Origin of the sequence: Pseudonocardia zijingensis, from assembly GCF_042657305.1 — a bacterium.
Taxonomy (GTDB): Bacteria; Actinomycetota; Actinomycetes; order Mycobacteriales; family Pseudonocardiaceae; genus Pseudonocardia; species Pseudonocardia zijingensis.
Genome location: NZ_JBHSKO010000018.1, coordinates 158,450 through 172,026, shown reverse-complemented (window position 1 = coordinate 172,026; position 13,577 = coordinate 158,450). Strand labels below are relative to the sequence as shown.

Below are 13,577 nucleotides of genomic sequence, written 5' to 3'. Positions count from 1 at the left end.
TCGAGTCGTACTTGAGCAGCCCGGCCAGCGTGGCGTTGTCGGTGATGTCGTTCACCGCCACGATCTCGATGTCGGTGGAGCCCGCCGCCCGCTGCGCGTCCACCGCCCGCCAGAAGTTGCGGCCGATCCGCCCGAACCCGTTCACGCCGATGCGCACCGTCACGCCGTGCCTCCCCGTTCGCCACTCGTCGCGGTCCCGGCGGTCCACCACCGCCGGTGCAGGGCGCGGCAGCGCTGCGCGCGCAGCGGCTCCGGCCCGTCGAACCCGGGCAGCACGGCGGCCGCGCCGGTGAAGTCCTGGTCGGCGGTGTAGCCGTTCGTCACCACGACGGTGGCGAGGCCGGCCGCGGTCGCCGCGCGCAGCCCGACCGCCGAGTCCTCCACGGCCAGCGCGTCGCGGGCCTCCAGCCCGAGCGCGGCGAGTGCGCGCAGGTACACCTCGGGGTCGGGCTTGAGGTCGGCCACGTCGTCACCGGTGACGATCACCTCGACCGGGTGGGGTGCCAGCAGCCGGTCGACGAGCGGTTCGACCCACGTCCGGCGGCCGGTGGTGGCCACCGCGAGCCGGACGCCGCCGGCCGCGAGGTCGGCCACCAGCTCGGGCAGGCCGGGGCGGGCGACGATCGCGCCGCTCGTCACGAGCGAGGTGAACAGGGCGGTCTTCGTGCGGTGCACGCGCGCGGCGAGCTCGTCGGCCTCGTCGCCGGCGACGCCGCGCTCGCGCAGGTCCGCGGCGATCCGCCGGGCGCCGCCGGTGATCGTGAGCAGCCGGCCGTACTCGGCGGCGCCCCACTCCACGTCCAGCCCGTGCTCGGCGAACGCGGCGTTGAACGCGGGGCGGTGGCCGTCGCGTTCGGTGTCGGCGAGGGTGCCGTCGACGTCGAAGATCACCGCGCGCAGGTGCGGCGCCACGCCTACGCCCCCAGCACCCGGACGGCGGTCCGGGCGACGGCCTCGGCCGACAACCCGAGGTGCGTGGCGACGTCGGGGCCCTTGCCGCTCTCCCCGAACCGGTCGATCCCGACCACGGCGTCGCGCGGGCCCGCGACCGCCCGCCACCCGGTGCGCACACCGGCCTCGACCCACACGACGGGCGCGTCCGGGAGCCGGAACGTCCCTGCCTCGAGGGCCTCCTCGAACCGTTCGCGCCACATCACCGACACCACCCGCGCCGCGATGCCGCGGTCCGCGAGCACCGCCGCCGCCTCCCGGGCGAGCGCCACCTCCGACCCGCTGGCGGCCAGCACGACGTCGGGAGCTCCGGGCGGGTCGGCCACCGTGCGGGCCCCGTGCCGGCGGGCGTCGTCCAGGCCCTCGTCCCCCAGCACCGGCAGGTTCTGCCTGCTCAGCACGAGCGCGGTGGGGCCGCCGAGGTTCGCGGCCGCGAGGTCCCAGGCCAGCTGCGTCTCGGCGGCGTCGGCCGGGCGCAGCACGGTGAGCCCCGGGATCAGGCGCAGCGACTCGACGTGCTCGACGGGCTGGTGGGTCGGCCCGTCCTCGCCGACGTGCACCGAGTCGTGGGTGAAGACGTGGACGACCGGGAGCCGCATGAGGGCGGCCAGGCGCAGGGCGGGGCGCAGGTAGTCGGAGAAGACGAGGAACGTGCTGCCGAACGGCCGCAGCCCGCCATGGAGCGCGATGCCGTTGAGAGCCGCCGCCATGGCGTGCTCGCGGATCCCGAAGTGGATCGTGCGCCCGGCGTACTCCCCCGCGGCGACGTCCCCGCCGGGGATCGCGGTGCCGGTCGACGAGGCGAGGTCGGCCGACCCGCCCACCAGCGCCGGGTAGGTGTCCGCCAGTGCTGTGAGCGCGGCGGCCGACGCCTTCCGGGTGGCGATCGCCCCGCCCGCCCCGGGGCGGTCGGCGGGCGGGGCGAGGTGCGGGGGCGCCGGGATCCGGTCCAGGGGGAACTCCGCGGCCAGACGGGGGTGCTCGACGCGCCAGCGGGCGTGTGCCCGTTCCCATTCCGCCCGCTCGGCGGCCCAGCGCTGACGCCGCCCGGCCACCGCGGCGCGCACGTCGGCGGGCACGTGGAACGGCTCGGACGGCCAGGAGAACCGGCGCCGCATGGCCGCGAGCGCCTCCTCCCCCAGCGGGCTGCCGTGGGCCTTCGGCGTGCCCGCCACCTCGGGGGCGCCGTGGCCGATCGTGGTGCGGACGGCGATGAACGTGGGCCGCTCGTCGTCGGCGGCCGCCTCGGCGTAGGCCTGGTCGAGCGCGTCGAGGTCGGTGCCGTCCTCCACGCACAGCGTGCGCCAGCCGTACGCCCGGAACCGAGCCTCGACGTCGTCGGCGCAGCTGCGGCTCGCCGGGCCGTCGATCGTGACGTCGTTGTCGTCGAAGACGACCGTGAGCTTGCCCAGGCCGAGCCGGCCCGCCAGGGACGCCGCCTCGTGGCTGATCCCCTCCATGAGGCAACCGTCGCCGACCAGCGCCCACGTCCGGTGGTCGACGACCCGGTGCCCGCCGGTGTTGCAGCGGGCGGCGAGCATCCGCTCGGCGAGCGCCATCCCCACCGCGTTTGCCAGCCCCTGCCCGAGCGGCCCGGTGGTGGTCTCGACGCCCGGCGTGACGCCGTGTTCGGGGTGCCCGGGTGTGCGGGAGCCGAGGCTGCGGAACCGCCGCAGCTCCTCGACCGGCAGGTCGTAGCCGGTGACGTGCAGCAACGCGTACAGCAGGGCGGACCCGTGGCCCGCCGACAGGACGAACCGGTCGCGGTCGGGCCAGTCCGGGTCTGCCGGGTCGTGGCGCAGGTGGCGCGACCACAGCACCCACGCGGCGGGGGCCGCCCCGAGCGGCAGCCCCGGGTGGCCGGAGTTCGCGGCCTGCACGGCGTCGGCGGCGAGGAAGCGCAGCGTGTCGACGGCCAGCTCGTCGACGGTGTCGGCCTGCGCGCCCGGTGCGGCCCGCTCGGTCACGCCCGTCATGCGATCGCCTCCTCGGCGGCCGTGCGCAGCGCGCGGGCGCTGTCGGCCATCGTGCGGGCGAACAGGGCGGATCCCGCGCAGAACACCCGCGCTCCGGCCCGCGCGGCCCCGCCGATCGTGGTGGTGCCGATCCCGCCGTCGACCTCCAGTTCGATGTCCAGACCACGGCGGTCGATCTCGCCCCGGGCCGCGGCGATCTTGCGCTCCATCCCGGCCAGGTAGGCCTGGCCGCCGAATCCCGGGTTCACGGTCATCACCAGCAGCAGGTCCACCAGGTCGAGCACGTGCTCGACAGCGGCGAGCGGCGTGGCGGGGTTGAGTGCGACGCCGGCCCGTGCGCCGAGCTCCCGGATCCGGCCCAGCGTGCGGTGCAGGTGCGGGGTCGCCTCGGCGTGGACGATCACGATCTCGCACCCGGCCTCCACCCATCGGGTGAGCATCCGATCGGGTTCGGAGACCATGAGGTGCGCCTCGAACCCGATGTCCACCCGGCCCCGGCACGCCGCGATCACGTCCGGCCCGAAGGTGATGTTCGGGACGAAGTCGCCGTCCATCACGTCCCACTGGATCCGGTCCACGCCGGCCTTCTCGATCTCCTGGACCTGGCTGCCCAGCTCGGCGAAATCCGCGGGCAGGACCGATGCGACCACCACGGGCGAGACCGTCTCCGCCATCACGCCACCTCCTTCGTCCCCGGTGACGCTAGGTAGGCGGGACGGGATCCTCGTCCCCCGCCGCGGGGGATCGACGGGGGAGGCCGGGCCGCGACGCGACCTACGCTTCTCCCATGGTGACGCCGGAACGAGGGCCCGTCCGGGTCGTGCTCGTGGACGACCACGAGATGGTGATCGAGGGGCTCAAGGCGATGCTCTCGGCATTCCGGAGCCGGGTGCGGGTGGTCGGCGAGGCCGTCGGCGCGGAGACCGCGATGTCGGTGATCGACGGCCTCGCGCCCGACATCGTGCTGTGCGACGTGCGGATGCAGGGCTCGAGCGGGCTGGACCTGTGCCGCGCGGTGCGCGAGCGCACGCCGGAGCGCAAGGTCGTGCTGCTGTCGGTGTACGAGGACGAGCAGTACCTGTTCCAGGCGATGCGGGCGGGTGCGTCCGGCTACCTGCTGAAGCGGATCGGCGGCGAGGAGCTCGTGGCGCAGCTCGAGCGCGCGCACGCCGGCGAGACCGTGATCGACCCCGGGATGGCCGCGCGGGCCGTCGACACGGCGGCGCGGCTGCAACGCGACGAGTACTGGCCCGGCGCCCGGCACGGCCTCACGCAGCGCGAGAGCGAGATCCTCTCGTTCATGGTGGCGGGCCTGTCCAACCGGGCGATCGCCGCGAAGCTGGTGATCGGCGACGAGACCGTGAAGAGCCACGTGAGCTCCATCTACCGCAAGCTCGACGTGGCGGACCGGACGGCCGCCGTCGCCACCGCGCTGCGGGAAGGGATCTTCCAATGACGCCCCGCCTCCCGATGTCCCAGCACCGCAACGGGCCGGCCCTCGTGCGCGGGCTGGTCGACCGCGACGGCGAGGTCGCGCTGCTGCTCGACGTCATCCAGCTCACGGCGAGCGGGCCGGAGGTGGAGCCGCTCGCCGCCGAGGTCGCGCGACTGATCACCGATGCGACGGCCACCGACGTCTGCTTCGTGCACGTCCTGGACGACACGGAGGGGTCGCTCACCCTCGCCGGGGCCACGCCGCCGTTCGACCAGCAGGTGGGGCGGGTGCGCCTGCCGCTCGGGGTGGGGGTCTCCGGCTGGGTGGCGAAGCACCGCACGCCGGTGGTGCTCCCGGAGGGGAAGGGGTCGGACCCGCGCTACGTGCCGATCGCGGAGCTGCGCGGGGCCGACTTCGTCTCGATGGCCTCGATCCCGATGGAGGTCGACCCCGGCGGCCTGGTCGGCGTGCTCAACGTGCACACGGTGGAGCGGCGCGAGTTCCTGCAGCGCGACGTCGAGCTGCTGCGTGTCATCGGGCGGCTGGTGGCGGGTGCGCTCAACCAGGCCCGCCTGCACCGGCGGCTCGCGGCCCGCGAACGCATGCACGAGCGGTTCGTCGAGCAGGTGATCGCCACCCAGGAGGCCGAGCACCGGCGGATGGCGGGCGACATCCACGACGGGATCTCGCAGCGCCTGATCAGCCTCTCCTACCACCTCGACGCCGCCTCGCACGCCGCGGGCGGGGGCGACCCCACCGAGGTCACCGCGCAGCTCACCCAGGCCCGTGAGCTGCTCGGGCTCGCCCTCGACGAGGCCCGCTCGGCCATCGGCGGCCTGCGCCCGCCGGTGCTGGACGACCTGGGGCTCGCCGGTGGCCTCGCGAGCCTCGCCCGCTCGACGCCCCAGATCGAGACGGAGGTCGAGCTCGCCGACCACCGGTTGCCCGAGCACGTCGAGATCGCGCTCTACCGGATCGCGCAGGAGTGCCTGCAGAACGTCGTGAAGCACTCCCGCGCCTCGTCGGCCACGCTGCGCTTCGACGTGGTGGACGGCAGCGCCCGGCTGGAGGTGGCCGACGACGGGACCGGGTTCGACACGGCGGCCACCGGCGGGCCCGGCCGCGACGACGTCCGCGGCTACGGCCTGCAGTCCATGGTGGAGCGGGCCGAGCTGGTCGGCGGGCACCTGGACGTCCGGTCCCAGCCGGGGGCCGGCACGACCGTGACCGTCACGGTGCCGTACCGCTAGGGCGCGTCTGGTGGGTCAGGTCACCGACGCCGGTAGGCCGAGCGGCGCGAAGTGCTCGCGCCCGACGAACGAGGTGACCTCCGCGATCCGCTCCTCGCGGAGCGTGAGGACGTCGATCGACCAGGCGACGTGCGCCCCGGCCCGGTCGTCCCACAGGTAGCACGCGATCGCCGGCTGCCCGTTGGCCCCGGCGGGCAGGTGCCGCCACGAGCCGCACGTCATCGGTACGGCGGTGGTGAAGTCCATGACGGCGGCGACCCCCCGGTACCAGGTCGGCAGGGGCGGCATCGACCAGGTGACGTCGTCGGAGAGCAGCGCGACGAGCGCGTCGGCGTCACCGCGTTCGAGCGCGCCGGTGAAGCCGGCGACGATCTCGCGCAGGCGGGCGTCGTCGAGGTCGCGGAGCGTCTGCTGCTGGGTGCGGGACGGGACGCGCTCGGAGACGAGCTTGCGGGCGCGCTGGAGCGCGCTGTTCACCGACGCGGTCGAGGTCTCCATCATGGCGGCGATCTCGGCGGCGGAGAAGCCGAGGACCTCGAAGAGCAGCAGCGCCGCCCGCTGGTTGCCGGGCAGGTGCTGCAGCGCGGCGACGAAGGCCAGCTCCACGGCCTCCCGCTGTTCGGCCACGAGCCCGGCGTCCGGGTAGGGGCCGAGCCACGCGATGTCGGCGCGCGGCGTGTCGCCGACGACCGCGTGCTCGCTCGACGGGCCGAGGTCCATCGGCAGCTCGCGCCTGCCGCGCCGCGCGATCGTGTCGAGGCAGGTGTTGGTGGCGACGGTGTAGAGCCACTTGCGCAGCGAGCTCCTGGCCTCGAACTTCTCGATGCCCCGCCAGGCTCGTACGAGCGCGTCCTGCAGGGCGTCGTCGGCGTCGTGGACGGAGCCGAGCATGCGGTAGCAGTGGGCGTGCAGCTCCTGGCGCAGCGGCTCCACCAGGCCCGCGAACGCGCCGTCGTCGCCCGCGCGGGCACGCTCCAGAAGTTCTTCGCTCACGGGCGATGATTCTGCCCGGGCCCCGGAGTCAGGTTGCGCGACCGGATCCGCCGATCGCTCCAGGAGGAACGAGATGACCACGACGACGCAGCCCGCGGTGGGTTCCCTCGAGGTGCCGAACGCCCGCCTGCACTACGAGGTGCGCGGCGCGGGGCCGCTGGTCGTGCTGGTCGGGGCCCCGATGGGGGCCGCGGCGTTCGCGCCGCTCGCGGACCTGCTCGCCACCGACCACACCGTGCTCACCACCGACCCGCGCGGGACCGGCCGCAGCCCGATGACCGATCCCGGGCAGGACTCGACGCCGGAGATGCGCGCCGACGACCTCTCCCGGCTCATCGCCCACCTCGGCGTGGGCCCGGCCGCCGCCGTGCTGGGCTCCAGCGGCGGCGCGGTGAGCGCACTGGCGCTGGCGCAGGCCCACCCCGATCAGGTGCACACCGTGGTCGCCCACGAGCCGCCGCTCACCGAACTGCTCGCCGACCGCGAGCAGTCGCGCGCCGCGACCGAGGAGATGATCGCCACCTACCTCGCGGGTGACGTGGTGGGCGCGTGGGTGAAGTTCTTCGCCCACGCGAACATCGTCATGCCCGACGGCGCGCTCGAGCAGATGTTCGGCGGCGAGCGCGACCCGCAGGACGTCGCGGACGAGCGCCACTGGTTCGCGCACGAGCTGCGCCCGACGGTGCGCTGGGAGCCCGACGTCGCCCTCCTGCGCGGCGGCCGGACGCGCATCGTCGTCGGCATCGGCGAGGAGTCGACCGGGCAGATCTGCGACCGCACGTCGACCGCGCTCGCGTCCGCGCTGGACATCGAGCCCACGCTGTTCCCCGGCGACCACATCGGGTTCGTCGGCGACCCCGGGGCGTTCGCCGTCCGGTTGCGCTCGGTCCTGGCCGGCGGCTGACCGGCCCGCTCAGGCGGGCTGCAGCTGCGCCCGCCGGCGCACCGCCGCGGCGTTGGCGGCCACGCGTTCGGCGAGCGCGGCCTGCCCGGCCTCGACCAGCGCGGGCTCGCCGTGCCACGCCGCCAGCGCCGGGTCCACCAGCGCGCGGCCGAACGAGAACGTGAGCGGCCAGGGCGTGGGGTGGTGCTGCATCGCCTCGAGGTTGGCGGTGGCGCGCTCGGGCGGCTGCCCGCCGGAGAGGAACGCGACGCCGGCCAGCCCGGCGGGCCAGGCGCGCAGCACCTCGACGGTGGACTCGGCGACCCGCTCCGGCGAGGAGGGCTCGGGGTGGTCCTTGCCCTCGACCACCATGTTGGGCTTCAGCACGATCCCGGCGAGGTCGACGCCGAGCAGCTCCAGCTCCTCGCGGACCGCCGCCTGCACCACGGCCGTGACCTCGGCGCAGCGCTCGATCGGGTGCGCACCGTCCATCAGGACCTCGGGCTCGACGACCGGCACGAGCCCGGCCGCCTGGCAGGCCGCCGCGTACCGGGCCAGCGCGTTGGCGTTGCTGCGGATCGCGCCTGCGCTGGGCAGCCCGTCGCCGATGACGTACACGGCGCGCCACTTGGCGAACGCCGCTCCGATCCCGGCGTAGTGCTCCAGCCGGGCGGGCAGCCCGTCGAGACCCTCGGTGACCGTCTCCCCGGGCAGCCCCGGGCACGGCTTCGCCCCGGTGTCGACCTTGATCCCGGGCAGCACGCCCGCCGCGCGCACGGCCTGGGCGAACGGGGTGCCGTCGCTGAAGTCCTGCCCCAGGGTCTCGTCGCAGAAGATGATCCCGGAGGCGCCGTCGGCCAGCCCGGGCGTCGAGGCGAGCAGCTGCCGGTACCGGCGCCGGTTCTCGGCGGTGGCCTCGACCCCGGCCTTCTCCAGCCGGCCCGACATCGTGGCGATGCTCTCGTCCGCGGCGAGCACGCCCTTCCCGGGCGCCACCAGCTGCGCCGCGATCTGCCTGCACGAACCCATGGCGGAGCTCCTCTCGTCGGCGAACATCGCGGCGAACGTACGGACGGGTGCCGGGGCCGGACCTCACCCAACCTGGGGAGCCGCCCGGGGGATCTCCATGACTCTTAGGTGATCGCTCAAGTGTTCGCGGGGAAGTCTCGATGGACATCCAGGTATCCGGATCCGAGCATCGATGCATGGCAGAGCGATGGAACGCGGGCGTCATCCCCTACGCCGAGATGGGCTACTGGCAGCCCGACTACGTCCCGAAGGACTCCGACGTGCTGTGCGCCTTCCGGATCACGCCGCAGGACGGCGTGCCGCCGGAGGAGGCGGGCGCCGCGGTGGCGGGCGAGTCGAGCACCGCGACCTGGACCGTGGTGTGGACCGACCGCCTCACCACCTACGACCACTACCAGGCGAAGTGCTACAAGGTCGAGGCCGTGCCGAGCTCGCCGGGCCAGTACATCGCCTGGATCGCCTACGACCTCGACCTGTTCGAGGAGGGCTCGATCGCGAACCTGACGAGCTCGATCATCGGCAACGTGTTCGGGTTCAAGCCGCTCAAGGCGCTGCGGCTGGAGGACATGCGGATCCCCACCCAGTACGTGAAGACGTTCCAGGGCCCGGCGCACGGGATCGTCATGGAGCGCGAGCACCTGAACAAGTACGGCCGCCCGCTGCTCGGCGCCACCACCAAGCCGAAGCTGGGGCTCTCGGCCCGCAACTACGGCCGCGTCGTCTACGAGGCGCTGCGCGGCGGCCTGGACTTCACCAAGGACGACGAGAACATCAACTCGCAGCCGTTCATGCGCTGGCGCGACCGGTTCCTGTTCTGCATGGAGGCGGTCAACCGCGCCCAGGCGGCCACCGGCGAGATCAAGGGCCACTACCTCAACGTCACCGCCGGGACGATGGAGCATATGTACGAGCGGGCGGATTTCGCCAAGGAGCTCGGCTCGGTGATCGTGATGATCGACCTCACGGTCGGGTACACCGCCATCCAGTCGATGGCCAACTGGGCGCGCGCGAACGGCGTGATCCTGCACCTGCACCGCGCGGGGCACGGCACCTACACGCGGCAGAAGACCCACGGCGTGAGCTTCCGGGTGATCGCCAAGTGGATGCGGCTGGCCGGCGTCGACCACATCCACGCGGGCACCGTCGTCGGGAAGCTGGAGGGCGACCCCAACACCACCGCGGGCTTCTACGACACGCTGCGGCTCAACAACGTGCAGGCCGACCCGGTCAAGGGCCTGTACTTCGACCAGGACTGGGCGTCGATGCCCGCGGTGATGCCCGTGGCGTCCGGCGGCATCCACGCCGGGCAGATGCACCAGCTGCTCCACCACCTCGGCGAGGACGTGGTCCTGCAGTTCGGCGGCGGCACGATCGGGCACCCGATGGGCATCGCGGCGGGCGCCGAGGCCAACCGGGTGGCCCTCGAGGCGATGATCAAGGCCCGCAACGAGGGCCTCGACTACTACGCCGAGGGCCCGGAGATCCTCAAGCGGGCCGCCTCCCGCAACCGCCCGCTCGACATGGCCCTGGCCACGTGGGGCGACATCACCTTCAACTACGAGTCCACCGACACGCCCGACGTCGTCGCCACGCCGACGAGCGTCTGAGGGAGGCAGTCGTGCGCATCACCCAGGGCACCTTCTCCTACCTGCCCGACCTCACCGACGAGGAGATCACCAAGCAGGTCGAGTACTGCCTCGCCAACGACTGGCCGCTGGCGGTGGAGTTCACCGACGACCCGCACCCCCGCAACACCTACTGGGAGATGTGGGGCCTTCCGATGTTCGACCTGCGCGACGCGGCCGGCGTGCTGATGGAGGTCAACGCCTGCCGCAGCGCCAAGCCGAACACCTACATCAGGCTCACCGCCTACGACGCGAGCCTCGGGCGCCAGACCACCGCGCTGTCGTTCATCGTGCAGCGGCCCGCCGAGGAGCCGGGCTTCCGGCTCGACCGCCAGGAGCTCTCCGACCGGCGGATCGCGTACACCACGCACGCGTACGCGACCGAGCGTCCCGCCGGGGACCGGTACCCGGCGCCGTGAGCGGCGCGCCGTTCGGGTTCCGGCCCGACCAGCCGGAACCCGATACCGACGAGGAAGCGACCGAGCAGCTGCCCGCCGACGCCGTGGTCGACCTGGCCGCGGCGCGGCGGGAGGCCGGCATCGACGAGGTGCTGGAACGGCTCGACACCGAGCTGGTGGGCCTGGCGCCGGTGAAGACCCGGATCGCCGAGATCGCGGCGCTGCTGCTCGTGGACCGGATGCGGGAGCGGTACGGCATCGCGGCGCCCCGCCCGACGCTGCACATGTGCTTCACCGGCAACCCCGGCACCGGCAAGACCACGGTGGCGCTGCGGATGGCCGACCTGCTGCACCGGCTCGGCTACCTGCGCCGCGGCCACCTGGTGAGCGTCACCCGCGACGACCTGGTCGGCGAGTACGTCGGGCACACCGCCCCGAAGACCAAGGACGTGATCAAGCGGGCGATGGGCGGCGTGCTGTTCATCGACGAGGCCTACTACCTTTACAAGGCCGAGAACGACCGGGACTACGGCTCCGAGTCGATCGAGATCCTGCTGCAGGTGATGGAGGCCCACCGCGACGACCTCGTGGTCGTCCTGGCCGGCTACGCCGACAAGATGGACACGTTCTTCGCGGCGAACCCGGGCATGCAGAGCCGGATCGCCCACCACATCACGTTCCCGGACTACACGGTCGACGAGCTCGAAGAGATCGCGGTCCTCATGACCGACGGCCTGCACTACCGGCTGTCCGACGAGGCACGCGAGGCGCTGCGCCGCTACCTCGACCGGCGCGTCGGGCAGCCCTGGTTCGCCAACGCGCGCAGCGTCCGCAACGCCGTGGAACGGGCCCGGTTGCGGCAGGCACGTAGGCTCGTCGAGCAGGACGACCCGCGGGTCGACCTGGCGGCCCTGACCACGATCGAGGCGCCGGACCTGCTCGCGAGCCGCGTGTTCCGCGAGGACGCCGAGCCGGGGGCCACGGTGCGCTCGGCCTGACGGGAGGACGGCGGTGACCACCAACTCCCGGCTGCGCGCGCTGGTCGAGCTGGCCGACACCGGCTCGGTCCGCGGCGCGGCCGAACGCCTGGTGGTCACCGAGTCGTCGGTGTCCTCGGCCGTCAGCGCACTCAGCGCGGAGGTGGGCACCCCGCTGGTCACCCGGCACGGGCGCGGCGTGCGCCTCACCCCGGCCGGGGAGCGCTACGCCGAGTACGCCCGCCGGATCCTGGGCCTGCACGCCGAGGCCGTGCTCGCCGCCCGCGCGGAGGCCGACGCCGAGCACGGCGAGGTGCGGCTCGCGGCCGTCACCACCGCGGGCGAGTTCCTCATCCCGGGGCTGCTCGCCTCGTTCCGCGCGAAGCACCCCGGCGTGATGCTGCGGCTGGAGGTCGCGCCCCGCGGCCGGGTCTGGCCGATGCTGGCGCGTCACGAGGCCGACCTCGTGGTGGCCGGCCGCCCCCCGGACGACCTGGTCTCCGCCCGGGTGCGCGCGGTCAGCCCGAACGCGCTGGTCGTCGTCGGGCCACCGGAACTGCTCACCGGGTTCGATCCCGCGCGGGCCACCTGGCTGATGCGCGAGCCCGCCTCGGGGATGCGGGCCACCTGCGAGTCGCTGCTCGAGCGCCTGGACATCGCCCCGCCGCGCATGACGCTCGGCTCCAACGGCGCCGTCATCGCGGCCACCGAGGCCGGGCTCGGGGTCACCCTCGTGTCGCGCGAGGCCGTCCGCAGGCCCCTCGACTCCGGGGCGCTCGTCGAGCTACCCGTGCCCGGCCTGCCGCTCGACCGGCCATGGCACCTCGTCAGCCAGCCGGAACCGACGCCGTCCACCCGGCTGCTGGTCGAGCACGTGCTCGCCGTGCCGGAACTGGGCTGGCACGAACCCTGATCCCCCACCCGCCCCCCGACGAGGGGGATGGCCGCGGCCTCACCCGCAGGCAGTGTGGGACGCCACGGACCCGTGGGAGGACGCCATGCTCGCCGATCGCACGACGCTCACCCGGTTCCTCGCCGAGGACCGGCGCCGCCACCCGGCCGACGGGGAGGACCCGAGCCCTCTGATCCTCGAAGTGGCACAGGCGTGCAGGGAGATCGCCGCTCGCGTCGCGCTCGGGGCCCTCCGGGACCCCGCGACCGGGGCGGGCGAGGTCAACATCCAGGGCGAGGTGCAGCACGCACTCGACGTCATCGCGAACGACCACTTCCTGTCCGCGGGCGAACGCAGCGGCCACGTCGCCGGGATGGCCTCGGAGGAGCTCGCCGAGCCCGTGTGCCGCACCCGCGGTGGGTTCCTGCTGGTCTTCGACCCGCTCGACGGGTCGTCCAACATCGACGTCAACGTGGCCGTCGGCAGCATCTTCTCGGTCCTGCGCGCGCCCGAGGCGGCCGTGGCGCCCCGGGACTTCCTGCGGCCGGGCACGGCGCAGGTCTGCGCCGGGTACGCGCTCTACGGCCCGGCGACGGTGCTCGTGCTGACGGTGGGCCGCGGCGTGCACGCGTTCACGCTCGACCCGGGCAGCGGCGAGTTCCTCCTCACCCGCGAGTCCGTCCGGATCCCCCGGCACGCGCGCGAGTTCGCCGTCAACGTGTCGAACCGGCGGTTCTGGGAGCCCGCCGTGCGCCGGTACGTCGACGAGTGCCTCGCCGGCCTCGCCGGGCCGCGGCACAAGGACTTCAACATGCGCTGGGTGGCCTCGCTCGTGGCCGAGGCGCACCGCATCCTCACCCGCGGCGGCGTGTTCCTGTACCCCCGTGACACCAAGGAACCGGCCAAGCCGGGCCGCCTGCGCCTGCTCTACGAGGCCGACCCCGTCGCGTTCCTCGTCGAACAGGCGGGCGGCGCCGCGAGCACCGGCCGCGACCGCGTGCTCGACGTCGTGCCCTCCGACCTGCACCAACGCGTCCCGTTGATCTTCGGGGCAGCGGAGGAGGTCGCGCTGATCGACCGGTACCACCGCCAGTTCAACGACGGCCCGCACGACTCACCGCTGTACGGCACCCGCGGCCTGTTCCGCGTCGCGGTCGGCTGAGAGGAG

Annotated in this window: 14 protein-coding genes; 8 read left to right on the top strand and 6 right to left on the bottom strand. The window is 73.9% G+C overall.

The genetic code is table 11. The annotated features are described in order from the left end of the window. The 4 genes from ACFPL3_RS29000 to rpe all read right to left on the bottom strand — a co-directional run. Positions 1 to 163 (bottom strand): glyceraldehyde 3-phosphate dehydrogenase NAD-binding domain-containing protein (locus tag ACFPL3_RS29000; protein ID WP_379589754.1); only part of this gene is annotated, 163 nt, incomplete at its 3' end. After that, positions 160 to 912: an HAD-IA family hydrolase gene (locus tag ACFPL3_RS28995; RefSeq protein ID WP_343943496.1), complete on the bottom strand. Its 753-nt coding sequence runs from the start codon at positions 910 to 912 to the stop codon at positions 160 to 162. The genes ACFPL3_RS28995 and ACFPL3_RS29000, both read right to left, overlap by 4 nt. Before the next feature lie 2 nt (positions 913 to 914). Beyond that, the gene (gene tkt / locus ACFPL3_RS28990; RefSeq protein WP_343943495.1) at positions 915 to 2,927 is read right to left on the bottom strand and encodes a transketolase; all 2,013 of its coding nucleotides are present in this window, start codon (positions 2,925 to 2,927) and stop codon (positions 915 to 917) included. After that, the gene (gene rpe / locus ACFPL3_RS28985) at positions 2,924 to 3,601 is read right to left on the bottom strand and encodes a ribulose-phosphate 3-epimerase (protein ID WP_343943494.1); all 678 of its coding nucleotides are present in this window, start codon (positions 3,599 to 3,601) and stop codon (positions 2,924 to 2,926) included. The genes tkt and rpe overlap by 4 nt, the downstream gene beginning before the upstream one ends. A gap of 113 nt (positions 3,602 to 3,714) precedes the next feature. On the opposite strand from rpe, the gene ACFPL3_RS28980 reads away from it, so the two are divergent. Together ACFPL3_RS28980 and ACFPL3_RS28975 are read left to right on the top strand one after the other, a co-directional pair. Beyond that, positions 3,715 to 4,383: a response regulator transcription factor gene (locus ACFPL3_RS28980; protein ID WP_343943493.1), complete on the top strand. Its 669-nt coding sequence runs from the start codon at positions 3,715 to 3,717 to the stop codon at positions 4,381 to 4,383. Further along, a complete protein-coding gene (locus ACFPL3_RS28975; protein WP_343943492.1) occupies positions 4,380 to 5,612 on the top strand; it encodes a GAF domain-containing sensor histidine kinase in 1,233 nt (410 codons plus the stop codon). Before ACFPL3_RS28980 ends, ACFPL3_RS28975 begins: the two co-directional genes overlap by 4 nt. A gap of 15 nt (positions 5,613 to 5,627) precedes the next feature. Here ACFPL3_RS28975 and ACFPL3_RS28970 read toward each other — a convergent pair whose 3' ends face one another. Continuing rightward, positions 5,628 to 6,605 carry a sigma-70 family RNA polymerase sigma factor gene (locus ACFPL3_RS28970; protein WP_343943491.1) on the bottom strand — a complete coding sequence of 326 codons (978 nt, stop codon included), beginning with the start codon at positions 6,603 to 6,605 and terminating at the stop codon, positions 5,628 to 5,630. Positions 6,606 to 6,678: 73 nt separating this feature from the next. Here ACFPL3_RS28970 and ACFPL3_RS28965 point away from each other — a divergent pair, with 73 nt between their 5' ends. Further along, positions 6,679 to 7,509, top strand: coding sequence for an alpha/beta fold hydrolase (locus ACFPL3_RS28965; RefSeq protein WP_343943490.1), 831 nt, complete (start codon positions 6,679 to 6,681; stop codon positions 7,507 to 7,509). 9 nt (positions 7,510 to 7,518) lie between these two features. Here ACFPL3_RS28965 and ACFPL3_RS28960 read toward each other — a convergent pair whose 3' ends face one another. Next, complete coding sequence (locus ACFPL3_RS28960) at positions 7,519 to 8,517, bottom strand: class I fructose-bisphosphate aldolase (RefSeq protein WP_379589747.1); 999 nt, start codon at positions 8,515 to 8,517, stop codon at positions 7,519 to 7,521. Between the two features lie 176 nt (positions 8,518 to 8,693). Here ACFPL3_RS28960 and ACFPL3_RS28955 point away from each other — a divergent pair, with 176 nt between their 5' ends. The 5 genes from ACFPL3_RS28955 to ACFPL3_RS28935 all read left to right on the top strand — a co-directional run bounded on the left by ACFPL3_RS28955 (position 8,694) and on the right by ACFPL3_RS28935 (position 13,571). Further along, complete coding sequence (locus tag ACFPL3_RS28955; RefSeq protein WP_343943488.1) at positions 8,694 to 10,124, top strand: form I ribulose bisphosphate carboxylase large subunit; 1,431 nt, start codon at positions 8,694 to 8,696, stop codon at positions 10,122 to 10,124. A gap of 11 nt (positions 10,125 to 10,135) precedes the next feature. Continuing rightward, a complete protein-coding gene (locus tag ACFPL3_RS28950; protein WP_343943487.1) occupies positions 10,136 to 10,561 on the top strand; it encodes a ribulose bisphosphate carboxylase small subunit in 426 nt (141 codons plus the stop codon). Further along, entirely contained in the window at positions 10,558 to 11,538 is a 981-nt protein-coding gene (gene cbbX, locus ACFPL3_RS28945; protein ID WP_343943486.1) for a CbbX protein, read from the top strand. The genes ACFPL3_RS28950 and cbbX overlap by 4 nt, the downstream gene beginning before the upstream one ends. Before the next feature lie 13 nt (positions 11,539 to 11,551). Further along, on the top strand, positions 11,552 to 12,430 hold the full coding sequence (locus tag ACFPL3_RS28940) for a LysR substrate-binding domain-containing protein (protein WP_343943485.1): 879 nt from the start codon (positions 11,552 to 11,554) through the stop codon (positions 12,428 to 12,430). A gap of 85 nt (positions 12,431 to 12,515) precedes the next feature. Next, complete coding sequence (locus ACFPL3_RS28935; protein WP_343943484.1) at positions 12,516 to 13,571, top strand: class 1 fructose-bisphosphatase; 1,056 nt, start codon at positions 12,516 to 12,518, stop codon at positions 13,569 to 13,571. Positions 13,572 to 13,577: the final 6 nt, after the last annotated feature.

Coding starts and splice junctions, on each gene's coding strand:
- tkt (WP_343943495.1), bottom strand. CDS start 2,927: ATGACGGGCGTGACCGAGCGGGCCGCACCGGGCGCGCAGGCCGACACC.
- rpe (WP_343943494.1), bottom strand. CDS start 3,601: ATGGCGGAGACGGTCTCGCCCGTGGTGGTCGCATCGGTCCTGCCCGCG.
- ACFPL3_RS28980 (WP_343943493.1), top strand. CDS start 3,715: ATGGTGACGCCGGAACGAGGGCCCGTCCGGGTCGTGCTCGTGGACGAC.
- ACFPL3_RS28975 (WP_343943492.1), top strand. CDS start 4,380: ATGACGCCCCGCCTCCCGATGTCCCAGCACCGCAACGGGCCGGCCCTC.
- ACFPL3_RS28965 (WP_343943490.1), top strand. CDS start 6,679: ATGACCACGACGACGCAGCCCGCGGTGGGTTCCCTCGAGGTGCCGAAC.
- ACFPL3_RS28960 (WP_379589747.1), bottom strand. CDS start 8,517: ATGGGTTCGTGCAGGCAGATCGCGGCGCAGCTGGTGGCGCCCGGGAAG.
- ACFPL3_RS28955 (WP_343943488.1), top strand. CDS start 8,694: ATGGCAGAGCGATGGAACGCGGGCGTCATCCCCTACGCCGAGATGGGC.
- ACFPL3_RS28935 (WP_343943484.1), top strand. CDS start 12,516: ATGCTCGCCGATCGCACGACGCTCACCCGGTTCCTCGCCGAGGACCGG.